Genomic DNA, 23119 nt, shown 5'->3' with positions numbered 1-23119 from the left:
TACCCGGAGGTCGCGGTGAGCCCGATGCCGAGCACTGGTGCGACGGACTCCTTCCCGGAGGTCGCGGTGAGCCCGATGCCGAGCACTGGTGCGACGGACTCCTTCCCGGAGGTCGCGGTGAGCCCGATGCCGAGCACTGGTGCGACGGCCTCTTCCCGGAGGTCGCGGTGAGCCCGATGCCGAGCGCGGAACCCGAAACCCGACCGCAGCGGGCGCGGTCGCCACAGCCGGAGCCGAGGCCGCAACCGGAGCTGGGACTGGCGCGGAGGCAGGAGCCGGAGGCGGCGGCGTGGTGGGGCTGGGGTCACCGTCGTGATCGAAGCCGCAGTCGAAGCTGACGCCTCGGCGGCTGCGGGGACCGCGATCCGAGCAGAGGTGGGGGCAGTCGTCCCGCCCGCAGCGGGCGGCGCAGCCCCAGCCGCAGCCAGCGCCACAGCCCGAGGTGCAGCTGGCGGCACAACCCGAGCGGCAGCCAGCGCCACAGCCCGAGGTGCGACCGGCGGCGCAACCCGACTCGCAGTCAGCGACGCAGTCCGAGGGACGGGTGGGGGCGGAGCAGTGGCGGGGTGCGGTACCGACGCCGCAGCGGGATGTGAGAGTGCTGCCGTGGACGGAGGTGGGGCTGTGGGGGCGGCGGCAAGGATGCGGGCGTTGCGGAGGCGGGTCAGTTTCGTGGCGTGGCGGGTGGTCAGGCCGTGGGCGCGGGCTTCGGCGAACTCCGACCTGGCGCGGGAGCGGGCCTCGCGGCGGCGGGCGAACTCGGCTGCGGTGGCGGCGCGGCGGGCGGTGCAGTCCAGCTCGGCGATGGGCAAAGGCGGGCGTGGATCTGGTGCGGACAACGAGAAGTACAGGCGTGGCATTGGCGGCCTCCCCCTGGCCGATGCTTGCCTCAATTCTCCCGGCCGCCCAACCCGGCGTCCAGCGCCCACCGCCACCATGCACGCGTTGTGACGGTCGAAGCACCGACCGTCAGAGGCGGGAGCGGAGGCGGCGGAGCATGCGGGCGTCCTCGAAGCCGGCGGCGCGGGCGGCGGACTCGACGGTGGCGCCGTGGCCGATGAGGTGTTCGGCGCGTTCGACCCGCAGGAGCTGCTGGTAGCGCAGCGGGGTCAGGCCGGTGGCGTCGCCGAAGAGGCGGGTGAGGGTGCGTTCGCTGACGCCGGCCGTGGAGGCGAGGTCGCGGAGCGGGAGGCGGTCGGTGAAGCGGGCGTCGATGACGTCCTGGACGCGGTGGACGACGTCGGAGAGGTGGGCGCGGTGGCGGAGCATGGCGCTGTCCTGCGGGTCGTCGCCGTTGCGCCGGGCGTACACGACCATCTCGCGGGCGATCTGGGCGGCGGTGCCCGGGCCGTGGCGCGTGGCGACGAGGTGGAGCGCGAGGTCGATGCCGCTCGCGATGCCGGCGGAGGTGACGACGCGGTCGTCGATGACGAAGAGGACGTCCTTGAGGACCTTGGCGCGTGGGTACCGCGTAGCCAGCCGGTCCTGCAGCAGATGGTGCGTGGTGCACCGGCGGCCGTCCAGGAGACCGGCCTGGCCGAGGGCGTCGGCGCCGGAGCAGACGCTGGCGCAGGTGCCGCCGGCCGCGTGGTGGGCGGCGAGCCAGGTACGGACGGAAACGCTGAGACGGCCGTTCTGCGGGAAGCCGTGGCTGCGCCAGCCGGGCACCACGACCAGGTCGGACGGTGCCAGCGACGGCAGGCCCGTGGTCCGGCGGACCGGCAGGCCCTGGGCGGAGGGGACGTCGTCCTGCTCGGCCGCGTAGTCCAGCTCGTAGTCCAGGCCGAGGTCGCGGGCCGTGGAGAAGACCTGCGCGGGGCCCGCCAGGTCGAGCAGGTGCAGCTGCGGCACGAGCAGGAACACGACCTTCATCAGCCGATGAGCTCCTTCACCGCCGCGATGGTGGCGAAGCGGCCGGCGAGGGCGTACTCGGTGCGGGCGATGACCTCGTCGGTCCGCAGGGTGCGGGGGCTGGCGAGGATCTCGTCGTAGGGCAGGTCGCGCTCGTCGCGGTGCGGGATCGGGAACGTGGCGGTGGCCTCGGTGACGAACGTGACGTCGTAGCCCAGGTCGCCGGCGACGCGGGTGGTGGTCTCGCAGCACAGCTCGGTCTGGATGCCGGTGACGACGAGGTGGCGGATGCCTTCGGTGGTGAGCAGCTGCTGCAGGCCGGTGGTGGTGAACGCGTTCGCGGACGTCTTGGTGAGGACCGGCTCGTCCGGCAGCGGCTGCAGGCCCTCGATCGGGCGGACGTGGCCGTTGCGCGGGTCGAACACGTTGCCGACCTCGTGGTGCAGGATCCAGATGACGAGGTCGCCGCGGGTACGGGCGGCGTCGATCAACGGGTTGACCGTCGCGACGATGTCGGGGTTGGAGACGGCGGCCCAGCTGGGGCGCTGGCGGAAGGACTCCTGGATGTCGATGACGAGCAGCGCGCTTCTCATGACGACGATCCTGCGCCGCCGGGCGGCTCCGCGACAGGCACGGCCACGCCGGCAACCGGAACGATCTGGTCACGCGAGGAACCGCGCGGAACGGCACCGGACGCTCCGGGCGACGAGAGTCGCAGGGTCAGCCAGTACAGGAGCAGCAACAGCAATGCGAGGGCCAGCAGCGCCGACCCGAGGACGTTGACCCCGGCACGCGCGAGCAGGACGCCGATCGCGGTCGGGACGAGGGCGCCACCGAGCCCGGCGCCGGCGATCTGCAGCCCGATCGCCCGGTCGGCGTGCGCGGCCCCGACGCGGTCGGCGGTGGTGAGCGTGAGCAGCGGGAACACGGGGGCGGCGGCGAAGCCGATGATGCCGAGGCCGGTCGCGGCGAGCCAGCCGGGGCCGGGCAGCGCGACCAGGAACGCACCGGCCGCCATGCCGGCCATGCACCCCACGATGACGCGGTTGACGCCGATCCGGTCGGCGACGGCGCCCTGCACGACGCGGCCGAGGAAGAGCATGGCCCAATAGCCCGACACGCACACGCCGGCGACCGCGTCGCTCACGCCACGGCCCTCGGTGAGCAGCAGGAACGCCCACAGGCCGGCGCCGGCCTCGACCGCGACGTAGACCCCGAACGCGACCACCTGCACCCACACCACTGGCATCCTGAGGGTGTCCCGGCCGCGTTGTGGCGTCTCGTGTACCGGCACCGGGGCCCTCCCCCAGCTGCGGGCCTTGACGACGAACGAGACCGACAGTGCCAGCTGGGCGGTGGCGACCAGTGCGTACCCGAGGCGCCACGGCGAGCCGCCGCTGATCACGGACGTCATGATGAGCGGTCCGATCGCGACACCGAGGCCGAAGCAGGCGTGCAGCCAGTTCATGTGGCGGGCGTTGAAGTTCGCGGCCGCGTAGGCGTTGAGCCCGGCGTCGATCGCACCGCCGCCGAACCCGCCGAGCAGCGCGCACGGCACGACGAACCAGAGGCTGGGGGCGAGGGCGTACCCGGCGAGGGCGAGGCTCGTCGCGGCGGTGCTGCCGGCGAGCAGCCAGCCGACGCCGACCCGCCCGAGCAGGAACCCGGCGGCGACGCTGGAGGTGAGGTAGCCGGTGGTCGCGGCGACGAGCAGGTAGCCGACGGACTCGGTCGACACGTGGAAGGTGCCGGCCATGAACGGCCAGCCGACGCCGAGGAGGCCGTCGGGGAGCCCGAGGCTGATGAACGCGAAGTAGGCCAGCACGAGCAGCGACGTTCTCACTCCGGCGATCTTACGGTGTCCATTGAATGGGAATCGTCTCCCATTATTAGAGACGAGAATATTAGAGTCTGGGACATGGCCAACAACGTCTACACCCATGGACATCACGAGTCGGTCCTGCGCTCCCACCGCTGGCGCACCGCCGCGAACTCCGCCGCATACCTGCTGCCGGTGCTCCGGCCGGGCATGACCCTGCTGGACGTCGGCGCCGGCCCCGGCACGATCACCGCCGACCTGGCTTCGGCGGTGGCGCCCGGAGCGGTGACCGCGCTGGAGGCGACCGCGGAGGCACTGGAGGTCACGAAGGCGGGGGTGCGGGGCGTCTCGTACGTGGTCGGCGACGTCCACGCGCTGGACTTCCCCGACGACAGCTTCGACGTGGTGCACGCCCACCAGGTGCTGCAGCACGTCGCGGACCCCGTGCAGGCACTGCGCGAGATGCGCCGGGTGTGCAAGCCCGGCGGTTACGTGGCCGCCCGGGACAGCGACTACGCGGCGTTCACCTGGTTTCCGCAGCTGCCGGAGCTGGACGAGTGGATGGCGCTGTACCAGCGGATGGCCCGCGCCAACAGCGGCGAGCCCGACGCCGGCCGCCGCCTGCTGTCATGGGCGCGCGCGGCGGGCTTCACCGACGTGACGGCGACAGCTTCGACGTGGTGCTTCGCCGACGACGAGGACCGCTCGTGGTGGGGCGGCATGTGGGCGGACCGGGTCCGCGCCTCGGCGATGGCGACGCAGGCCCTGGCCAGCGGCTCGACCCCATCAGACCTGCAGCGCCTCTCGGACGGCTGGCGCACCTGGGCCGCCTCCCCCGACGGCTGGCTCTCCATCCTGCACGGCGAGATCCTGGCCCGGCCGTAAGCTCTACGGGTGGATCGACCCCTCGTCACCGTGTGCCGCGACTGCTGCTGCGGCTCGCCGCGCAAGCACCCGGACGTCGACCACGCCGGCCAGGTGGCGCGGCTCCGCCAGGCACTCGGGGCGGCGGGGGTCCGGGTCAGCGGCTGCCTGGACGCGTGCGCCCGCTCCAACATCGTCGTCGTGCACCCCACCCCGTCCGCCCGGCGGGCGGGTGCCCGGCCGGTGTGGCTCGGCTACCTGCTCGACGACGCCGTCATCGACGACCTGACCGCCTGGGTCGAGGCCGGCGGCCCGGGGGTGGCCCCGCTGCCCGCGATCCTGGAGCTGTACCTGACGAAGGCACCCGCGGGTCAGGGGTAGCGGCGGGGGGTGAAGACGACGGGGGCGCCGTCGCCGCGGGTCAGGGTGCGGGTCTGGGACGAGCCGACGATGAGCAGGGTTCGCATGTCCACTTCGGACGGGTCCAGGTCAGCGAGGCGCACCACGCGGACGCGCTCCTGCGGGCCGCCGACGTCGCGGCCCAGGACGACCGGGGTTTCCGGGGAGCGGTGGCGCAGCAGCAGGTCGCGGGCGGCCTCGACCTGCCAGGTGCGGCTCTTCGAGCCCGGGTTGTAGATGGCGATGACGAGGTCGGCGCCGGCCGCGGCCTCGAGGCGGGCGGCGATGACGTCCCACGGCTTCAGGCGGTCGGACAGCGACAGCACGCAGAAGTCGTGGCCGAGGGGGGCGCCCGCGCGGCTCGCCACCGCCTGGGCGGCGGTCAGGCCGGGCAGGACGCGCACCGGGACGTCCTTCCAGCGGGGTTCGGCGGCGATCTCCAGTACCGCGGCCGCCATCGCGAACACGCCCGGATCGCCGGACGACACGACGGCGACGCGGCGGCCTTCCTTCGCGAGGGACAGGGCGAACTCGGCGCGCTCCGACTCGACCTTGTTGTCGGAGGCGTGCCGGCGCTGGCGGGGGTTGGACGGGATCCGGGCCAGGTACGGGGCGTAGCCGACGAGGTCGGAGGCGGCCTCGACCGCGGCCAGGGCCTCGGGGGTGAGCCAGTCCCGGCCGGCCGGGCCGAGCCCGACGACGACGACCTCGCCGGCGGCGACCGCGGGCGGCGTGGACCGCAGCGCCGACGCCGTCTCCTCGTGCATGCGGCTCGGCAGCAGGGCGAGGGAGAAGTACGGGACCTCGGCCGGGTCCACAGTGGACAGAGGGGCGACGCGCTCGTTGGCGGTGGTGGCGCGCTCGACGTACCAGGCGTCATCGAGGCGGCCGGCGCGCTCCAGGGCGTCCCGGACGGCCCCGAACGTGCGGCCGAGCTTCATGACGGCGGCGGAGTCGGTGCTGGCGAGCCGCGCGGCCAGGTCGTCGACGGGCAGCGTGCCGGGCAGCACGGTGAGCACCTCGTCGCGCTCGACGAGGGGGCGGCCGAGCACCGCGGACGCGCCCGAGACGGAGGTGACGCCCGGCACGACCTCCGTCGCGTAGGCGTGCGACAGGCGCTTGTGCATGTGCATGTACGAGCCGTAGAAGAACGGGTCGCCCTCACAGAGCACGACCACGTCACGGCCGGCGTCGAGGTGCGCGGCGAGCCGGGCCGCCCACGCGTCGTAGTGCTCCTCGATGAGGGCCCGGTAGTCGCGGACCTCCTCGGTGGTGACCGGGTAGACGAGCGCCTCTTCGATCTGGCCGTCGCGCAGGTACGGCGCGGCGATCGAACGGGCGATGCTGCGCCCGTGGCGGGCGCTGTGGAACGCGACGACGGGTGCGGCGGCGATGAGCCGGGCCGCCTTGACCGTCACGAGCTCCGGGTCGCCGGGGCCGAGTCCTACGCCGTACAACCGACCGGTGTCCACTGTGGTCATTCCTTCTCGTCCGCGATGGCGTTGACGGCGGCGGCCGTCATCGCGCTGCCGCCCCGGCGGCCGTGCACGACCAGGTGCGGCAGGTCCGACGCCGCGAGCGCGACCTTCGACTCGGCCGCGCCGATGAACCCGACGGGGATGCCCAGCACGGCCGCGGGCCGGGGCGCGCCGGCCGCGATCATCTCCAGGAGCCGGAACAGCGCCGTCGGCGCGTTGCCGATGGCGACGACCGCGCCGTCGAGGCGCGGACCCCACAGGTCGAGGGCGGCGGCGCTGCGGGTGGTGCCCAGCTCGTGGGCGAGCGCCGGGACCCGTGGGTCGCGCAGCGTGCACAGGACCTCGTTGTCGCGGGGCAGCCGGGCGCGGGTCACGCCGGAGGCGACCATCTCCGCATCGCACAGGATCGGGGCGCCGTCGCGCAGGGCGGCGCGGGCGAGGCGCACGACGTCCGCGCTGTACCCGACGTCACCGGCGAGGTCGACCATGCCGCACGCGTGGATCATGCGGACGGTGACCTGGGCGACGTCGGCGGGCAGCGCGGACAGGTCGGCCTCGGCGCGGATCGTCGCGAACGACCGCCGGTAGATCTCCGCGCCGTCCTTGACGTAGTCGAAGCCACCGTCCTGGACGGAACCGGAGGCGCCATCAGCGACGGTCTCCTGAGCCGTCATGACAGCACCCGGTAGCCGTCGGCGGTCGCGAGCATCTCCACGTGCCTTCCCTTCGGTGCGCCGCAGCGCCGTTCGCAGCCGACCCAGTGCACCGGCAACGCATGGTCGAGACCGCTGAGGACGGCCGCGCGGGCGTCGGCGCGCACGTCGGCGAGGGCCTTCGCGCAGCCGGGCCGGCCGGCGCACGCCGTGACTCCGGCCCACGGCGTCGCGGGGTCGGTGCCGAGGCCGGCGGTCGTCAGCAGTGACTCGAGACGTCCAGCTTCTTCGACCGGCACGTCGGGCACGACGACGGTCCGCCACGGCGTGACGATGATCTCCCCCGGCGCCGCCGCGACGAGCGCCGCCGACTGCTCCGGTGTCAGCAGCCCGAGTGGTACGACCACCGTCAGCGCGACCAGTCCCCCGACCTGCGGGGCCCGTCCGACCGCCGGCGCAGGCGAGCCTACGAATTGGTCAACGTCTGTACCGGGGGCGAACCCCAGGCGGGCCGCCACCCGGGCCGGGCCGTCGGTCAGCTCGGCCAGCCGCCACGCGGTGCCGCCCTGCGCAGCGCGCTCGTCCAGGAACGCCCGGGACGCCCGGAGCAGCAGCTCAGCGGGGTTGTCACCGCCCCGGCCCGCGGTCGGGAGCCCGGCGAGGAGGAGGCGGTCGCCGTGCAGGCCGACGTCGCCGCCGAGCGGGGACACGTCGCCGCGCCCGTCGTCGATGGTCACCAGGAACCGGCCGGGCAGCGCCGCCAGCGCGGGGTCGGCGCACAGCCCGGCGTCGAACGCGGCCACCACCGGCCGCACGTCCAGCTCGCCGAGGCCGTCGCGGCCGCTGAGCGGGCTGGCGATGATGTTGCGGACCCGCTCGTGGGTGTCCGACGGCAGCAGTCCCGCGGCGGTGAGCCTGGCCGCCAGCTCCGGCGACGCGTCCGGCCGCAGCCCTCTGATCTGCACGTTTCCGCGCGAGGTGAGCTCCAGGGCGGGGTCGCCGAGGTCCGCGGCGGCGGCGCGGAGGACCGCGAGGGCTGGGACGGTCAGCCGCCCGCCGGGCAGTCGGACGCGGGCAAGACCGCCGTCGGCCGCCGCGTGGACCTGCACGGCACCCGGGCACCGGTCCGGAGCGTCACGTCCACTGGCAGCCTGCACGCGCCGGATACTACTGCGCAGCGCCGCCCCCGACCCAAGGAAGCCGACCAAGCGACCCGACCCAGCGGGCCGACCCGGCGGAGGCCGGCCCGGGCGAGCTTGACGCAGGGAAGCCGTGACCGGCAGAGTTGGCGGTGCTGTACGGCGACGTGTGGAGGAAGCCGGTGTGAATCCGGCGCGGTCCCGCCACTGTGACCGGGGAGTGGACCTCCGACGACGGCCACCGGGCCCAGCGCCCAGGGGGCCGGAGACGACGGCCACCGGGTGCGAGCCCGGGAAGGCCGGAGGCGAGCGCCGATCCGGGAGCCAGGAGACTCTCCGCCGCCGGAACCTTTCCCGACCGACTTGGGGCGCGGACCCCGAGGGAGGACCCCGGCGTGATCCTGCTGCTGTCGACGTCCGACACCGACCTGCTCAGCGCCCGTGCGAGCGGCGCGGCGTTCCGGCTGGCCAACCCGTCCCGCCTCACCGTGGAGGAGCTGCCGGCCCTGGCCGACGGCGCCGACCTGGTCGTGGTGCGGTTCCTGGGCGGCTACCGCGACTGGCAGGAGGGGTTCGACACGCTGCTGCGCCTGCCGGCGCCGGTGGTGCTGCTCGGCGGTGAGTCGCTGCCCGACGCGGAGCTGATGCGCCACTCGACGGTGCCCGCCGGCGTCGCCGCGGAGGCCCACGCCTACTTCACCGAGGGCGGCCCCGCCAACCTCGCCGAGCTGCACAACTTCCTCTCCGACACGGTCCTGCTGACCGGCCACGGGTTCGCGCCGCCGGTGCAGACCCCCGCGTGGGGAGAGCTGGACCGGGACTCCACGGCCGACGGCCCGACCGTCGGGATCATCTACTACCGGGCGCACCACCTGGCAGGAAACACCGCGTTCGTGGAGACGCTCTGCGAGGCCGTCGAGGACGCGGGCGGGCGGGCCCTGCCGGTGTTCGCCTCGTCGCTGCGCGCCGCCCCGGCTGAGCTGCTCGACACGCTGCGGCAGGCGGACGCGCTGGTCGTCACGGTCCTCGCCGCGGGCGGCACCCGGCCCGCCGACGCGCAGGCCGGCGGCGAGGACGGGGCGTGGGACGTCGGCGCCCTGGCCGCGCTCGACGTCCCGATCCTGCAGGGGCTGTGCCTCACGAGCTCCCGCGACACCTGGGACGCCAACGACGACGGGCTGTCGCCGCTGGACACCGCGACGCAGGTCGCGATCCCCGAGTTCGACGGCCGGATCATCACGGTGCCGTTCTCGTTCAAGGAGATCGACGCCGACGGCCTCACCGTGTACGTCGCCGACCGGGAGCGGGCCGGCCGGGTCGCCGGGACCGCGGTCGCGCACGCCCGGCTGCGGCACCTGCGGCCCGAGGACCGCAAGATCGTGCTGATGCTCAGCGCGTACCCGACGAAGCACGCGCGGATCGGCAACGCGGTCGGCCTCGACACGCCCGCGAGCGTCGTGCGGCTGCTCGATGCGATGCACGCGCAGGGGTACGTCGGCGCCGACGGCTTCCCGAAGGACGGCGACGCGCTGATGCACACGCTCATCGCCGCCGGCGGGCAGGACGTGAACTGGCTCACCGAGGACCAGCTGCGCGGCAACCCGATCCGGATCTCCGCCGCCCGGTACCGGAGCTGGTTCGACACGCTCCCCGCCGACCTGCGGGAGGACATGGAGCGGCACTGGGGGCCGGCGCCCGGTGAGCTGTTCGTCGACACGTCCCGCGACCCCGGCGGCGAGATCGTCCTCGCCGCGCTGCGCGAGGGCAACGTCGTGGTGATGGTGCAGCCGCCGCGCGGCTTCGGGGAGAACCCCGTCGCGATCTACCACGACCCCGACCTGCCGCCGAGCCACCACTACCTGGCCGCGTACCGGTGGCTCGCCGACGAGTTCGGCGCGCACGCGGTCGTGCACGTCGGCAAGCACGGCAACCTCGAGTGGCTGCCGGGCAAGACGGTCGGGATGTCCGCCTCGTGCGGTGCCGACGCGGCCCTCGGAAACCTGCCGCTGATCTACCCGTTCCTGGTCAACGACCCCGGCGAGGGCACCCAGGCGAAGCGGCGGGCGCACGCCACCCTGGTCGACCACCTGATCCCGCCGATGGCGCGCGCCGAGTCGTACGGTGACATCGCCCGCCTCGAGCAGCTCCTGGACGAGCACTCGACGATCGCGGCCCTCGACCCCGCGAAGCTGCCGGCGATCCGCGGGCAGATCTGGACGCTGCTGCAGGCGGCGCGGCTCGACCACGACCTGGGCCTGGCCGACCGGCCCGGCGACGACGGGTTCGACGAGCTGATCCTGCACATCGACGGCTGGCTCTGCGAGATCAAGGACGTCCAGATCCGCGACGGGCTGCACGTGCTCGGCGTCGCGCCGGCGGGCGAGGCGCGGGTCGACCTGGTCCTCGCCATGCTGCGGGCGCGGCAGCTGTGGGGCGGCACGGTCGCGCTGCCCGGCCTGCGCGAGGCCCTCGGCCTGACCGAGGGCTCGACCGCGCGCGTGTCGGTCGACGAGGCCGAGTCGCAGGCCCGCGCCCTCGTGGCGGAGATGGAGTCACGGGGCTGGCCCATCACCGACATCTCCGACATTTCGGATTTGCAGGATGTGGTACGGGTGCTGGAGTTCGCCGCACGGGAGATCGTGCCGCGGCTGTCCCGTACCGGCGACGAACTGACGATGGTCCTGCATGCGCTGGACGGAGGGTATGTCCCGGCGGGGCCGAGCGGGTCGCCGCTGCGCGGGCTGATCAACGTCCTGCCGACCGGGCGCAACTTCTACTCCGTCGACCCGAAGGCGATCCCGAGCCGGCTCGCGTGGGAGACGGGTCAGGCGATGGCCGACTCGCTGCTCGCCCGCTACAAGGCCGACCACGGTGCGTGGCCGCGCTCCGTCGGCCTGTCGATGTGGGGCACCAGCGCCATGCGCACCGCCGGCGACGACATCGCCGAGGCGCTCGCGCTGCTCGGTGTCCGGCCCGTCTGGGACGACGCGTCCCGCCGGGTGGTCAGCCTCGCCCCCGTCGACCTCGCCGAGCTGGGCCGCCCCCGCATCGACGTCACGATGCGCATCAGCGGCTTCTTCCGCGACGCGTTCCCGCACGTGGTCGCCCTGCTGGACGACGCGGTGCAGCTGGTCGCCGCGCTGGACGAGTCCCCCGACGACAACTACGTCCGCGCCCACGTCGCCGCCGACGTGGCCGCGCACGGCGACGAGCGGCGCGCCACGCTGCGCGTCTTCGGGTCCAAGCCGGGCGCGTACGGCGCCGGCATCCTCCCCCTCATCGACAGCCGCAACTGGCGCGACGACGCCGACCTGGCCGAGGTGTACGCGGTGTGGGGCGGCTACGCGTACGGCCGCGACCTGGACGGCCTGCCCGCCCGGGGCGACATGGAAGGCGCGTACAAGCGGATCAGCGTCGCGGTCAAGAACACCGACACCCGCGAGCACGACATCGCCGACTCCGACGACTACTTCCAGTACCACGGCGGCATGATCGCCACCGTCCGCGCGCTGACGGGCCGCGCCCCGGCCGCGTACGTCGGCGACAGCACCAACCCCGACGCCGTGCGCACCCGCACCCTGAGCGAGGAGACCGCCCGCGTCTTCCGCGCCCGTGTCGTCAACCCCCGCTGGCTCGCCGCCATGCGCCGCCACGGCTACAAGGGCGCCTTCGAGCTCGCCGCCACCGTCGACTACCTGTTCGGCTTCGACGCCACCGCCGGCGTCGTCGCAGACTGGATGTACGAGAAGCTCGCCGAGTCCTACGTCTTCGACCCCGAGAACCGCAAGTTCCTCGACGAGTCCAACCCGTGGGCCCTGCACGGCATCACCGAACGCCTCCTGGAAGCCGCCGACCGCAACCTCTGGGAACACCCGGAACAGTCCACCCTGGACGCCTTGCGCCAGGTGTACCTCGAAACCGAAGGCGACCTCGAGGACGACAACTAGCCCGGCACTGTGCTTCCGCCCCACCGCTGCCGCGGCGGGTCCCGGCGGGGATTCTCACCCGCACCCCAATGCGCCGCTCCGCGGCGCACTGCCTGCGCTCGCGCGGCAGGATGGCGCTCACGCGAGCATCCCGCGGCCAGCCCGACCCCTTCATTGATCCAAGGACGAATCCGGTCGTTCGGGTGACCGTTTCCGTCCTTCGATCATGACGCCGATGGTCTGTGTCGCCGACGTACGTAAGGCTGCGGCGCGAGGGTCAGGGCACGAGGACGGTCTTGCCGCGGATCAGGCCGGACTCGGCGGCGACGTGGACGGCGGGCAGGTCGGTGAGCGGGCGGGTGGCGGTGACGTCCAGGTGGACCGCGCCGGTGTCGATGAGGGCGACCAGCGCGGCGAGCTGCGTGGTGTCGTTGCGTGCGACGAACTGCACGGTGGTCAGCGAGGATCCGGCGGGGACGGGGATCGGCACCGTGGCGGACACCGCGATGCCGCCGGGGCGCAGGAGGGGCAGGAGCGTCGCGGCGGCGTGCTGCGGGTCGAGGGCGACGAGGTTGAGGACGGCGTCGACGGGTTCGTCGAGGGCGGCGGCGAGCGGCGTGGTCGTGTAGTCGATGACCTGGTGGGCGCCGAGGCGGCGGACGGTGGCCGCGCTGCGTGGCCCGGCCGTGGCGATCACGTGCGCGTCGGCGTGCCTGGCGAGCTGGACCGCGAACCCGCCGACGCCGCCGCCCGCGCCGTTGACCAGGACCCGCTGGCCGGGCGTGACGTTCGCGTGGTCGAACACGGCCTGCCAGGCGGTCAGGCCGGCGACGGGGACGGCGGCCGCGTGGGCGAGCGGGACGGTGGCGGGCGCGGCGACGAGCGTATCCGCCGCGGCGGTGACGAACTCCGCTGCCGTGCCGCCGCTGTCGACCCGGCCGATCACCGGGGCGCCGGGGGCGAGGGTGTGCACGCCGTGGCCTACCTCGACGACGGTGCCGGCGACCTCACTGCCGAGCGTGAGCGGCAGGTCGACCGGCAGGACGGACCGCAGCAGCCCGCGGCGCAGGCCCACGTCCGACGGGTTGAACGACGTCGCGGCGACCCGCAGCAGGACCTCACCCGGACCGGCGGACGGGCGGGGCACGTCCTCGGCGCGGATGACCGAAGCGTCGCCGTACACATGGATTCGCATGGCTCTCACCGGTCGAACCTATGGCGAGGAAGCGGGACGAGCCATGCTTGGAACGCCTTGTTTCATGCGTGATCGTCCCGCGCCGGTACGATCGGCGGGATGGACGTGCTCAGCGACGTGATCGCGGTGATGCGGACGGGGCAGCCGCGGTCGGCGCGGGTGGCGTGGCGCGCGCCGTGGGCGCAGGAGTTCGCGCCGGTGCCGGGGTCCGCGGGCTTCCAGGTGATCCTGCAGGGATCGTGCTGGCTCATCAGGCCGCAGGGCGAGCCGGTCGCCCTCGCGCCCGGGGATGTGGTGCTGCGCCCGCACGGGCACGGCCACACGCTCGCGGACGACCCGCGGACACCGCCGGCGCCCGCCTGCGACCCGGCCGACCCCAGGGCGCTCCAGCCGTATGTCGCCGACACCGTCGGCGGTGACGGCCCCGCCACGGTCACGCTGTGCGGCGGATACCAGCTGGACGGGACTCGCGTCCACCCGCTGCTGCGGGACCTGCCGGAGCTCATCCACCTGCCCGCGCACCTGGGCCGGCACCCCGAGCTGCGCGCGACCGTGGACCTGCTCGCCGGTGAGCTGGAGCGCCCCCGCCTCGGCACCGCCGCGATCGTCCCCGCCCTGCTCGACACGCTGCTGCTGCACGTCCTGCGGGCCTGGATCGAGCGGCAGCCCCTCCGTGAGGCCGCCGCCGGGTGGGCGGCGGCGCTCAACGACCCGGCCGTCGCCGCTGCCCTGCAGGCCATGCACCGCGACCCGGGCCGCCCGTGGACCGTCGCCACCCTGGCCGCCGAGGCCGGGCTGTCCCGGACCCCGTTCGCCCGCCGGTTCACCCAGCTCCTCGGCCAGCCGCCGCTGACGTACCTGACGTGGTGGCGGATGACCACCGCCGCGCGGCTGCTGCAGGAGTCCGGCGCGCCGCTGAGCGCCGTCGCGGCCCGCGTCGGCTACTCGTCGGAGTTCGCCTTCGCCGCCGCGTTCAAACGGCAGCACGGCGCCGCCCCCGGCCGGTACCGCAGAAGTCGTGCATGAGCGCACTGAACGGTGACATGTCGACGGCGTCGGGCTCGCACCGACCACCCCACGTCGCCGGCCGGGCTGCCCCGCCCTCATCCGCGACGGCGTGCTCGATCCTCGGCATTCTCTAGCTCTCCCAGGGCGGCCGGGACAGTATGGGACGCATGGAGCAAACCGACTGGCACGGCCCGCTCACCGAGGCGTACGAGCAGGCGACCCGCTTCCTGACCGGTCTCCCGTCCCGCCCGGTCGGCAGCGGCGCCGGCCCGGACGAGCTGCGGGCGGCGCTCGGCGGGCCGCTGCCCGACAAGGGCACCGACGCGCGTGAGGTGATCGCCCGGCTCGCCGCCGCGGCCGATGCCGGGATCGTCGCGTCGCCGAGCGGCCGGTTCTTCGGGTTCGTCATCGGCGGCGCGACACCGGCCGCGCTCGCCGCCGACTGGCTCACCGCGACCTGGGACCAGAACGCGGGCCTCTACGCCGCCGGCCCGTCCGCCGCGGTCGTCGAGGAGGTCGCCGGCGGTTGGCTCCGCGACCTGTTCGGCCTGCCGGCGCACACCTCGGTCGGCTTCGTCACCGGCGCGCAGATGAGCCACGTGACCGCGCTCGCCGCCGCCCGCCACGAGGTCCTGCGCCGCGCCGGCTGGGACGTCGAGGCCGGCGGCCTGCACGGCGCCCCGCGCATCACGGTCGTCGCCGGCGCCGACCGGCACTCGACCATCGACCGCGCGCTGCGGTTCCTCGGCATCGGCACCGCCGCGCTGGTGCCGGTGGACGTCGACGACCAGGGCCGCATGCAGCCGGACGCGCTGCGCACCGCGCTCGACGACATCGACGGCCCGGTCATCGTCTGCGCCCAGCTGGGCAACGTCAACACCGGCGCGTGCGACCCGATCGCCGCCATCTGCGACATCGCGCACGCGTCCGGCGCCTGGGTCCACGTCGACGGCGCCTTCGGCCTGTGGGCCGCGGCCAGCTCCCGCCACCGCCACCTCGTGACGGGCGTCGACCGGGCCGACTCCTGGACCACCGACGCCCACAAGTGGCTCAACGTCCCGTACGACTCCGGCCTCGTCTTCTGCGCCCACCCTCAGGCCCACCGTGCCGCCATGGGCGTCCGCGCCGCCTACCTCGTCCACGCGGGCGGCAACGAACGCGACGCCCTCGACCACAACCCGGAGTTCTCCCGCCGCGCGCGCGGTTTCCCCGTGTACGCGGCCCTGCGCACCCTCGGCCGGAACGGCGTCGAGGCCCTCATCGACCGCACCTGCGAGCTGGCCACCCGCTTCGCCACCCACATGGGCGACGCGGTCCTCAACGAGGTCGTCCTCAACCAGGTCCTGCTCACCTTCGGCCCGCAGACCTTCGACCTCATCACCCGCGTCCGCGAGGAAGGCACCTGCTGGGTCAGCGGCACCACCTGGCAGGGCAGTCCCGCCATGCGCTTCTCCGTCAGCAACCACACCACCGACGAGTCAGACATCGACCGCGCCGCCGAGGTCATCCTCCGCCTCGCCACCTCCTGACCAGCCGCCGCCTTGATCGAAGGACGGAAGCGGCCGTCCCCCGACAACCAGATCCATCCTTGGATCATGCGGTTCGGGGGAGGGTACGGCCTTTCCCCGTGTCAGGACGCACGTAGCGGTCGCATCACGCCGCGGAACCCGGATCGAGCACCTTGCCGCGGGTAGCGCGGTCGCGGGCGGTAGTGCGGGGAACGTCAGGGCTTGATCGAAGGATCGCAGTGGTCGTCATGGGCCGGATTCGTCCTTCGATCTTGCGCGGCGGCGGACAAGTGGGCGTTCCAACCGGAGTTGGACGGGCCGCGGATGCCCGCGCGAGCGGCATCCTGCCGCGCGAGCGCAGGCAGTGCGCCGCGGAGCGGCGCATTGGGGTGCGGGTGAGAATCCCCGCCGGGACCCGCCGCGAAGCGGTGGGGCGGAAACACAGCGCAGTGAGGTGGGACACGATGGTTGTCGGGTGGCATACATCCGGGATTCAACGGCCGGGTGGGGTGCGTAGGTTCATGGGCGTCGCAAGGAAACAACCCCCCGGACACCTTCCCCGCACCACATATATAAGGAAACGAATCCCCATGAAGCGTCTGCTGATCGCGTCCGTTGTCGCCGGTGCCACCCTGCTGCTGACCGCCGCCTGCGGGGGTGATGACAAGAAGGCCGACGACAAGAAGGACGCGCCGGCCGCCGCGGCCTCGACCGTTGCCAGCGGCGCGCCCGCCGGGAGTGGGCAGCCGTCCGGGAGCGCCAGCGCGAAGGCGAGCGGTGCGGCCGGGAAGGGGCTGCAGTACCAGACGGTGGCCAAGCTGACCGGTGACCTGTTCACCAAGGACCCGCTGTGCCCGGTCGGCCAGTGGGACACGAACTCGACGGGCGTGCCCTCGAAGTACCGGTCCGCGGTCGCGAACTTCAAGCAGTTCGACTGCTACAAGAAGAAGGGCGACTTCATGCCGTCGCGGGGGCAGCAGGCGATCTTCGTGGAGTTCAAGGCGGCCAACGCGGCCAAGGCGTACGCGCAGGACGAGGCGAAGATGTACCCGACGCTCATCGTCGGCAACACGGTCGTCGTGGCGGGCACGGGCCTGGAGAACACGGACATGAAGGCCTACCTGGAGGCCGTGAACGAGACGGTCGGCGGCGCGGGCGAGATCCTGGCGAAGGCCTAAATCCGCAGGCCAGCCCCTTAATTCAGGTCGCGTATTGACTAAGGTACCGGGGCGGGAATAGCCTCCGATGGATCTGTAAGGCAACTTCACAGATCTCGGCCTCCGTCGTCACCCACCGGCGTCGGAGGGCGGCTCCCCGCCCGCCCCGGACCTACCCCCGACATGGGTCCCGAGGGCGGGCGAACCGCCCAGAAGGGACCCCCGTGACCCGCATCTCACGACGCAGGATCGGTCTCGCCATCGGCGCGACCGTCCTTGCCGTCACCGGCACCACCGTGGTCGCCATGACCACCGCCTCGGCCGCCGCCACCGGCCAGATCACCGGCTACGGCGGCAAGTGCGTCGACGTCGCCGCCGCCAGCAACGCCAACGGCACCCAGGTCCAGCTGTACACCTGCAACGGCACCGGCGCCCAGCAGTGGACGGTCGGCGACGACGGCACGATCCGCGCCCTCGGCAAGTGCCTCGACGTCAACGCCGCCAGCAACGCCAACGGCACGAAGATCCAGATCTGGGACTGTAACGGGACCACCGCGCAGCAGTGGTCCAAGCAGAGCGACGGCACGCTGCGGTCGCTCGGCAAGTGCCTGGACGCGACCGGCCCCAGCTCCGCCGACGGGACCAAGCTCCAGCTGTGGGACTGCTTCGCGAGCGCCAACCAGCAGTGGACGCTCCCGGGAGGCACCACGAACCCGCCGACCAGCACGCCCCCGAACAACCCGAACAACCCCGACCTCGGCCCGAACGTGTCGGTGTTCGACTCCTCGATGTCGCAGGCGACGATCCAGAACCGGCTCAACACCGTGTTCAACCAGCAGGTGACGAACCAGTTCGGCGACGCCCGGTTCGCGCTGCTGTTCAAGCCCGGCACGTACAACGTCAACGCCAACGTCGGGTTCTTCACCCAGGTCGCCGGCCTCGGGCTGAGCCCGGACTCGGTGGTCATCAACGGCGCCGTGCACGCCGAGGCCGACTGGTGGCCGGACGGCTCGCAGAACGCGACGCAGAACTTCTGGCGCTCCGCGGAGAACCTGTCGGTCACCCCGACCGGCGGGCTCGACCGGTGGGCGGTGTCGCAGGCCGCGCCGTACCGGCGGATGCACGTGCGCGGGAACCTGGCGCTGTCCGACGGCGGCTGGTCCAGCGGTGGCTGGATCTCCGACAGCAAGATCGACGGCCAGATCCAGTCCGGCAGCCAGCAGCAGTGGATCACCCGTAACTCGCAGATCGGCAGCTGGTCCGGCTCCAACTGGAACCAGGTCTTCGTCGGTACCGCCGGCGCGCCCGGCAACAGCTTCCCCAACCCGCCGTACACCACGGTCGGCACCGCGCCGGTCGTGCGGGAGAAGCCGTTCCTGTACGTCGACGGCGCCGGCGCCTACCAGGTGTTCGTGCCGTCGCTGCGGACCAACGCCAGCGGCAACAGCTGGTCCAGCGGCAGCACCGCCGGGTCGAGCCTGCCGATCAGCCAGTTCTACATCGTGAAGGCCGGCGCGACCGCGGCCAGCATCAACGCGGCCCTCGCCGCCGGGCAGAACCTGCTGTTCACCCCCGGCGTGTACCACGTGAACGACACCATCCGGATCACCCGCGCCAACACGGTCGTGCTCGGCCTGGGCCTGGCCACGATCGTGCCCGACAACGGCGTGACCGCGATGACCGTCGCCGACGTCGACGGCGTGAAGGTCGCCGGGGTCCTCTTCGACGCCGGCACCACCAACTCGCAGGTCCTCATGGAGGTCGGCCCGAACGGCTCGACCGCGGACCACTCGGCGAACCCGACGTCGCTGCACGACGTGTTCTTCCGCGTCGGCGGCTCGATCGCCGGCAAGGCGACCGTCAGCCTGCGGGTCAACAGCAACAACGTGATCGGCGACCACATGTGGATCTGGCGCGCCGACCACGGCAACGGCGGCACCGTCGGCTGGAACATCAACACCGGCGCGAACGGCCTCGTCGTCAACGGCAACAACGTCACCATGTACGGCCTGTTCGTCGAGCACTACCAGCAGTACCAGACGATCTGGAACGGCAACGGCGGCCGGACGTACTTCTACCAGAACGAGATCCCGTACGACGTGCCGAACCAGTCCAGCTGGTCCAGCGGCGGCGGGGCGCAGGGCTGGGCCGCGTACAAGGTCGGCGCGAACGTCACCAGTCACGAGGCGTGGGGGCTGGGCAGCTACTGCTTCTTCAGCACCAACCCGAGCGTCGTGCTGGGCCACTCGTTCGAGGTCCCGCAGACCCCGAACGTGAAGTTCCACAACATGGTCACCGTCTCCCTCGGCGGCACCGGCACCATCGCGCACATCATCAACAACACCGGCGGGCCGTCGAACTCCTCGACGAACGTCGCGAACTGGGTCAACTACCCGTAACCACTGCCGATCAGACCGGCGATGCTGTTCGTCGCCGGTCTGCTCGCGGTCTGCGCCGCGGCCCAGGTCGCGGTGGTCCTGGCGCCCACGGCCGGCACGATCGCGACCGTGGGCGCCGCCACGACGCTCCTCGCCCTCGCCACGAACGTGCGGCTCTTCCGCCGTTTCGCCGCCGGCACCGGCAGGGCCAGGGTCGCCTGGTTCTTCGCCGGGCTCGCGTCCAGCGGCTGGACCCTGGCCTGCCTGCTGTACGTCCTGGACGTCGTCGCCGGGCGGGACGGGCCGCCGCCACGGGCCGGGGACTGGGCGTCGCTGCTCGCGGTCGGGCTCGCGCCCGCGGTCCTGCTCAGCGCGCCCGCCGCCCCGCAGTCCCTGGAGCAGCGGGTCCGGCTGGCCCTCGACGGGGTGATGGTCGCGGCGGCGCTGTTCGTGCCGGCCTGGCCGCTGCTGCTGCGCGACACGATGCACGCCATCGGGAGCCTCGGCGGGGTCGTCGCGACCGGCGTGCCGAGCGTGCACATCGCCTGCATCGCGATCGCGATCGTCCTGCTGTCCCGCAGCCGGCTCGGCGGCACGACCGCCGTCACCGTCCTGACCGGCGGGTTCGCCGTGTTCGCCGTCGCCACGCTCGTCTACCTGTGGCTCGGCCGGCACGGCTGGACCTCGACGGGTTCAAGCAGGTCAACGACACGCTCGGGCACCCGGCCGGCGACCGGGTGCTGGTCGAGGCGGCCGGCGCGCTGCGGGCCGCGGTCCGCGCCGGCGACCTGCCCGCCCGGCTCGGCGGCGACGAGTTCGCGGTCCTGCTCGCCGACGTGCGCGACGAGCGGGAGGCGGTCGCGGTCGCCGACCGGATCATCGCCGGGATCGTGGCGCGGGTGGCGTCGTCGGGCTGCCCGGTGCGGGTCGGCGCGAGCGCCGGGGTGGTGGTCCGCACGCCGGGACTGGACGACGAGACGATGTTCCGCCTCGCCGACGCCGCGCTGTACCGCTCGAAGGCGGCCGGGAAGGGACGCGTCGAGCTGCACGTCGCCGCATGACATTCTTGCCGGCGTGCGCACTGTGCTCATCCTCGGCGGGACCGGTGAGGCGAGGCGGCTCGCGGAGGCGCTGACCGGCGGCTGCCGGGTGATCAGCTCCCTCGCCGGGCGGGTCGCGGACCCTGCCCTGCCGCCCGGCGAGGTCCGCGTCGGCGGGTTCGGCGGCCCCGCGGGGCTGGCCTCCTACGTGCGGGCCGAGGCGGTCGACGTGGTCGTCGACGCGACCCATCCGTTCGCGGCGGGGATGAGCGCGTCGGCGGCGGCGGCAGGTGTACCGCTGGTGGTGCTGCGACGCCCGGGTTGGATCGCCGGCGAGGGCGACGAGTGGCACCGGGTACAGGACCTCGATGCCGCGGCGGCGTTCATCGCGGCATCCCCCTACGAGCGGGTGTTCCTCACCACCGGCAGGCAGGGCCTCGGCGCGTTCGCCGCCCTGACGGACCGCTGGTTCCTCGTGCGCAGCGTCGACCCGGTGGCGCCGCCGCACCCGCCGCGGCTGGAGTCGATCCTCGACCGGGGGCCGTTCACCGTCGACGGGGAGACGGCGCTGCTCACCTCGTACGACATCCAGCTCCTCGTGACGAAGGACAGCGGCGGCCCGATGACGGCCGCGAAGCTGGACGCGGCCCGGTCGCTGCGGCTGCCGGTGCTCATGGTCGACCGGCCCCCCGTCACGCCCGGCGTGCCCGTGGTGGCGAGCGTCACCGACGCCCTCACACACCTGCGGGGCCTCGGCATCTCCTGACACGATCACCGGCATGCTCCCCGCGGACCTGCACACGCACACCGAGTTCTCCTGGGACACCGCGACCGGCGACATGGAGGGCTCCTGCGCGCGGGCCGTGGAGCTCGGGCTGCCGGCGATCGCGTTCACCGAGCACACCGACTTCGTCGTCTGGGACGTCGACGCCGTCCCGGGCCGCCGGTTCTCGCACATGACCGACGACAGGAACCTCGCCCCGCCGCCGCTGGACGTGCCCGGCTACCTGGCGGCGATCGACCGGTGCCGGTCGAAGTTCCCGACGTTGAAGATCATCACCGGGGTCGAGCTGGGCGAGCCGCACTGGTTCCCGGCACAGGCGTCCTCGCTGCTGGCCTCGGCGCCGTTCGAGCGGGTCATCGGGTCGCTGCACTCGCTGCGGGTGGACGGCCGGTTCCGCCTCGTCGAGGACGAGTACCCGCTGCGGGGCGTCGCGGACGTGCTGCGCGACTACTTCACCGAGGCGATCCTCATGATCGAGACGGGCCCGCCGTTCTCGGCCCTGACCCACCTCGACTACCCGGTCCGCTACCTGCCGGCCGGCACCACGTTCACCATCGCGGACTTCGAGGAGGAGATCCGGGCGGTGCTGCGCGCCCTCGCCGGCACCGGCCGCGCCCTGGAGGTCAACACCCGCCGCGGCCCCGAACCCGAGTTCGTCACCTGGTGGCGCGACTGCGGCGGGCGCGCCGTGTGCTTCGGCAGCGACGCGCACCGGCCCGACCTGGTCGCGACCGGCTTCGCCGAGGCGGCCGCGATGGTGGAGGCCGCCGGTTTCCGGCCGGGCCGCCACCCGCACGACCACTGGCTGCTCTAGGGTTTCGGGATGGGTTGGAACACGTCGGCGCTGTTCGTGCGGGGCGCCTCGGCGGCGGACGCCGTCGGGCTGCTCGCGTCCCCAGCGGTCGCGGAAGGCGCCCCGGTCCCCGCCGACGAGGCCACGAGCGGGCTCGCCGACGGGGTGCTGTTCGCCGCGGAGACGGGCGGCTGGGCGCAGGTGTGGGACCCGTCGATGGCGCTCGCCCCGGCCTGCGACCCGCCCGGCGACGCGCTGAGCGTCATCTTCTCCAGCGTCGCCAGCACCTACGCGTTCACGCTCTCCAGCGGCGGCGAGGTCGTGCGGCAGCTCGTCCACGCCGACGGGGAGGCGGTCGTCGACGTGGGCGCGCCGCTGCCCGTGGAGGCGACCGTGGAGATCCCGTCCTGGGGGCCCGACGAGGACTTCCTGTGGGCCGTCATCGAGGCCGTGACCGGCACCGGCTACCCGGCGTCGCTGGAGTTCCAGCCGTACTGGCACGGCTGAGGCCTTTCTTCAGTCCGCCGGCCAGCTGTACTCGAACGACAGCGAGAACGTCCGGTCGATCCAGTCGCCGCTCGTCTCGCCCGGCGCCGGCCCCGGGCGGCTGCACGCCTCGCTCAGCCGCCGGCGGACCTCGGCGAGCTCGGCGGAGCGGTCGTGCGCGGCGGTGCGCACCCCGCCGTCGAAGCGCAGCTCGGCGACCCGTTCGTACCCGTACGCCGGCCGGAACCCCATGTGGAGAAACCCGATACCGGCGATCCCGGCGCCGACCAGCAGCCGCCCGGTGAACGCGACCGGGGCGTCGACGTCCGAATAGGACCACCGGCCGCGCAGCCCCTTCGGAAACGCCGAATGCCCCGGCAGGACCCCGAACAGCGGCACCGGCGGCGCCGTCGCGGGCGCGCCGAGCTCGGCGTCCTGGAGCAGCAGGCGGCCGGCGTCCACCCGGTACCGGCACACGAACCCGCGCCAGCACGCCGTGCTCATCGCGGTGACCTCGATGCCGTGGCCGGCCGGGTCGAACAGCCCCGCACCGTCGACCGCGGTCACGGCGTGCCACTCGCCGTCGTGCAGCACCTCGTCAGGCAGCTGTCCCGTCACGCCGCGAGTCTCGCACCCCCGGG

General features: G+C 73.4%; 20 protein-coding genes and 1 riboswitch. Of the genes, 11 read left to right on the top strand and 9 right to left on the bottom strand.

The annotated features are described in order from the left end of the window. Positions 1-969: 969 nt before the first annotated feature. From ABZ321_RS20930 to ABZ321_RS20920, 3 genes are read right to left on the bottom strand one after another with little or no spacing between them, the layout of a single operon-like run. Positions 970-1872 carry a DJ-1/PfpI family protein gene (locus tag ABZ321_RS20930; RefSeq protein ID WP_344502463.1) on the bottom strand — a complete coding sequence of 301 codons (903 nt, stop codon included), beginning with the start codon at positions 1870-1872 and terminating at the stop codon, positions 970-972. Further along, complete coding sequence (locus tag ABZ321_RS20925) at positions 1872-2444, bottom strand: isochorismatase family protein (protein WP_354893498.1); 573 nt, start codon at positions 2442-2444, stop codon at positions 1872-1874. The genes ABZ321_RS20930 and ABZ321_RS20925 overlap by 1 nt, the downstream gene beginning before the upstream one ends. Next, positions 2441-3694 (bottom strand): MFS transporter, encoded by a 1254-nt coding sequence (locus tag ABZ321_RS20920; protein ID WP_344502465.1) that lies wholly within the window; start codon positions 3692-3694, stop codon positions 2441-2443. The genes ABZ321_RS20925 and ABZ321_RS20920 overlap by 4 nt, the downstream gene beginning before the upstream one ends. A gap of 75 nt (positions 3695-3769) precedes the next feature. Between ABZ321_RS20920 and ABZ321_RS20915 the strand changes: the two genes are divergently transcribed. Next, on the top strand, positions 3770-4555 hold the full coding sequence (locus ABZ321_RS20915; RefSeq protein ID WP_354893496.1) for a methyltransferase domain-containing protein: 786 nt from the start codon (positions 3770-3772) through the stop codon (positions 4553-4555). A gap of 9 nt (positions 4556-4564) precedes the next feature. After that, a complete protein-coding gene (locus ABZ321_RS20910) occupies positions 4565-4915 on the top strand; it encodes a hypothetical protein (RefSeq protein ID WP_354893494.1) in 351 nt (116 codons plus the stop codon). On the opposite strand, the gene ABZ321_RS20905 is transcribed toward ABZ321_RS20910, so the two are convergent. From ABZ321_RS20905 to ABZ321_RS20895, 3 genes are read right to left on the bottom strand one after another with little or no spacing between them, the layout of a single operon-like run. Beyond that, a complete protein-coding gene (locus ABZ321_RS20905; RefSeq protein ID WP_354893491.1) occupies positions 4906-6414 on the bottom strand; it encodes a precorrin-2 C(20)-methyltransferase in 1509 nt (502 codons plus the stop codon). The genes ABZ321_RS20910 and ABZ321_RS20905 overlap by 10 nt on opposite strands. Beyond that, on the bottom strand, positions 6411-7085 hold the full coding sequence (locus ABZ321_RS20900) for a precorrin-8X methylmutase (RefSeq protein WP_344502470.1): 675 nt from the start codon (positions 7083-7085) through the stop codon (positions 6411-6413). Before ABZ321_RS20900 ends, ABZ321_RS20905 begins: the two co-directional genes overlap by 4 nt. Beyond that, positions 7082-8221: a precorrin-3B synthase gene (locus tag ABZ321_RS20895; RefSeq protein ID WP_354893487.1), complete on the bottom strand. Its 1140-nt coding sequence runs from the start codon at positions 8219-8221 to the stop codon at positions 7082-7084. The genes ABZ321_RS20900 and ABZ321_RS20895 overlap by 4 nt, the downstream gene beginning before the upstream one ends. A gap of 115 nt (positions 8222-8336) precedes the next feature. Continuing rightward, positions 8337-8559, top strand: a riboswitch (cobalamin riboswitch). Positions 8560-8598: 39 nt separating this feature from the next. Here ABZ321_RS20895 and cobN point away from each other — a divergent pair. Continuing rightward, complete coding sequence (gene cobN, locus ABZ321_RS20890; protein WP_354893484.1) at positions 8599-12150, top strand: cobaltochelatase subunit CobN; 3552 nt, start codon at positions 8599-8601, stop codon at positions 12148-12150. Positions 12151-12406: 256 nt separating this feature from the next. Here the strand turns inward: cobN and ABZ321_RS20885 are convergent, their stop codons facing one another. Continuing rightward, the gene (locus tag ABZ321_RS20885) at positions 12407-13324 is read right to left on the bottom strand and encodes an NADP-dependent oxidoreductase (protein ID WP_354893481.1); all 918 of its coding nucleotides are present in this window, start codon (positions 13322-13324) and stop codon (positions 12407-12409) included. Positions 13325-13423: 99 nt separating this feature from the next. On the opposite strand from ABZ321_RS20885, the gene ABZ321_RS20880 reads away from it, so the two are divergent. The 4 genes from ABZ321_RS20880 (at position 13424) to ABZ321_RS20865 (ending at position 19396) form a co-directional block, all read left to right on the top strand. Then, positions 13424-14350, top strand: a complete 927-nt coding sequence (locus ABZ321_RS20880; RefSeq protein ID WP_354893478.1) for an AraC family transcriptional regulator — start codon at positions 13424-13426, stop codon at positions 14348-14350. A 149-nt stretch (positions 14351-14499) separates the two neighbouring features. Beyond that, positions 14500-15861, top strand: a complete 1362-nt coding sequence (locus tag ABZ321_RS20875) for an aminotransferase class V-fold PLP-dependent enzyme (protein ID WP_354893475.1) — start codon at positions 14500-14502, stop codon at positions 15859-15861. 569 nt (positions 15862-16430) lie between these two features. Further along, positions 16431-17018 (top strand): hypothetical protein, encoded by a 588-nt coding sequence (locus ABZ321_RS20870; RefSeq protein ID WP_344502477.1) that lies wholly within the window; start codon positions 16431-16433, stop codon positions 17016-17018. Between the two features lie 212 nt (positions 17019-17230). Next, positions 17231-19396: a ricin-type beta-trefoil lectin domain protein gene (locus ABZ321_RS20865; protein ID WP_344502801.1), complete on the top strand. Its 2166-nt coding sequence runs from the start codon at positions 17231-17233 to the stop codon at positions 19394-19396. Here the strand turns inward: ABZ321_RS20865 and ABZ321_RS20860 are convergent. Then, positions 19387-20022 (bottom strand): hypothetical protein, encoded by a 636-nt coding sequence (locus ABZ321_RS20860; RefSeq protein WP_354893472.1) that lies wholly within the window; start codon positions 20020-20022, stop codon positions 19387-19389. The two genes, ABZ321_RS20865 and ABZ321_RS20860, sit on opposite strands and share 10 nt — an antisense overlap. A 12-nt stretch (positions 20023-20034) precedes the next feature. On the opposite strand from ABZ321_RS20860, the gene ABZ321_RS20855 reads away from it, so the two are divergent. From ABZ321_RS20855 to ABZ321_RS20840, 4 genes are read left to right on the top strand one after another with little or no spacing between them, the layout of a single operon-like run. Next, entirely contained in the window at positions 20035-20436 is a 402-nt protein-coding gene (locus ABZ321_RS20855) for a GGDEF domain-containing protein (protein WP_344502479.1), read from the top strand. 13 nt (positions 20437-20449) lie between these two features. Further along, entirely contained in the window at positions 20450-21181 is a 732-nt protein-coding gene (locus ABZ321_RS20850; protein ID WP_354893468.1) for a cobalt-precorrin-6A reductase, read from the top strand. A 13-nt stretch (positions 21182-21194) separates the two neighbouring features. After that, positions 21195-22013 carry a PHP domain-containing protein gene (locus ABZ321_RS20845; RefSeq protein ID WP_354893465.1) on the top strand — a complete coding sequence of 273 codons (819 nt, stop codon included), beginning with the start codon at positions 21195-21197 and terminating at the stop codon, positions 22011-22013. Between the two features lie 9 nt (positions 22014-22022). Continuing rightward, complete coding sequence (locus tag ABZ321_RS20840) at positions 22023-22499, top strand: hypothetical protein (RefSeq protein ID WP_354893462.1); 477 nt, start codon at positions 22023-22025, stop codon at positions 22497-22499. A gap of 9 nt (positions 22500-22508) precedes the next feature. Here the strand turns inward: ABZ321_RS20840 and ABZ321_RS20835 are convergent, their stop codons facing one another. Further along, complete coding sequence (locus ABZ321_RS20835) at positions 22509-23096, bottom strand: hypothetical protein (RefSeq protein ID WP_354893459.1); 588 nt, start codon at positions 23094-23096, stop codon at positions 22509-22511. Positions 23097-23119: the final 23 nt, after the last annotated feature.

This window comes from Dactylosporangium sp. NPDC006015 (genome assembly GCF_040614215.1).
In the GTDB taxonomy this organism is placed as follows: Bacteria; Actinomycetota; Actinomycetes; order Mycobacteriales; family Micromonosporaceae; genus Dactylosporangium; species Dactylosporangium maewongense.
The sequence above is the reverse complement of the archived record's forward strand: the minus strand, read 5'-3'. Positions and strand labels throughout refer to the sequence as shown.

Excerpts from the sequence above, each read along its gene's own strand:
- ABZ321_RS20930 (WP_344502463.1), bottom strand. The coding sequence starts at position 1,872 with ATGAAGGTCGTGTTCCTGCTCGTGCCGCAGCTGCACCTGCTCGACCTG.
- ABZ321_RS20925 (WP_354893498.1), bottom strand. The coding sequence starts at position 2,444 with ATGAGAAGCGCGCTGCTCGTCATCGACATCCAGGAGTCCTTCCGCCAG.
- ABZ321_RS20915 (WP_354893496.1), top strand. The coding sequence starts at position 3,770 with ATGGCCAACAACGTCTACACCCATGGACATCACGAGTCGGTCCTGCGC.
- ABZ321_RS20905 (WP_354893491.1), bottom strand. The coding sequence starts at position 6,414 with ATGACCACAGTGGACACCGGTCGGTTGTACGGCGTAGGACTCGGCCCC.
- ABZ321_RS20900 (WP_344502470.1), bottom strand. The coding sequence starts at position 7,085 with ATGACGGCTCAGGAGACCGTCGCTGATGGCGCCTCCGGTTCCGTCCAG.
- ABZ321_RS20885 (WP_354893481.1), bottom strand. The coding sequence starts at position 13,324 with ATGCGAATCCATGTGTACGGCGACGCTTCGGTCATCCGCGCCGAGGAC.
- ABZ321_RS20880 (WP_354893478.1), top strand. The coding sequence starts at position 13,424 with ATGGACGTGCTCAGCGACGTGATCGCGGTGATGCGGACGGGGCAGCCG.
- ABZ321_RS20875 (WP_354893475.1), top strand. The coding sequence starts at position 14,500 with ATGGAGCAAACCGACTGGCACGGCCCGCTCACCGAGGCGTACGAGCAG.
- ABZ321_RS20870 (WP_344502477.1), top strand. The coding sequence starts at position 16,431 with ATGAAGCGTCTGCTGATCGCGTCCGTTGTCGCCGGTGCCACCCTGCTG.
- ABZ321_RS20845 (WP_354893465.1), top strand. The coding sequence starts at position 21,195 with ATGCTCCCCGCGGACCTGCACACGCACACCGAGTTCTCCTGGGACACC.
- ABZ321_RS20840 (WP_354893462.1), top strand. The coding sequence starts at position 22,023 with ATGGGTTGGAACACGTCGGCGCTGTTCGTGCGGGGCGCCTCGGCGGCG.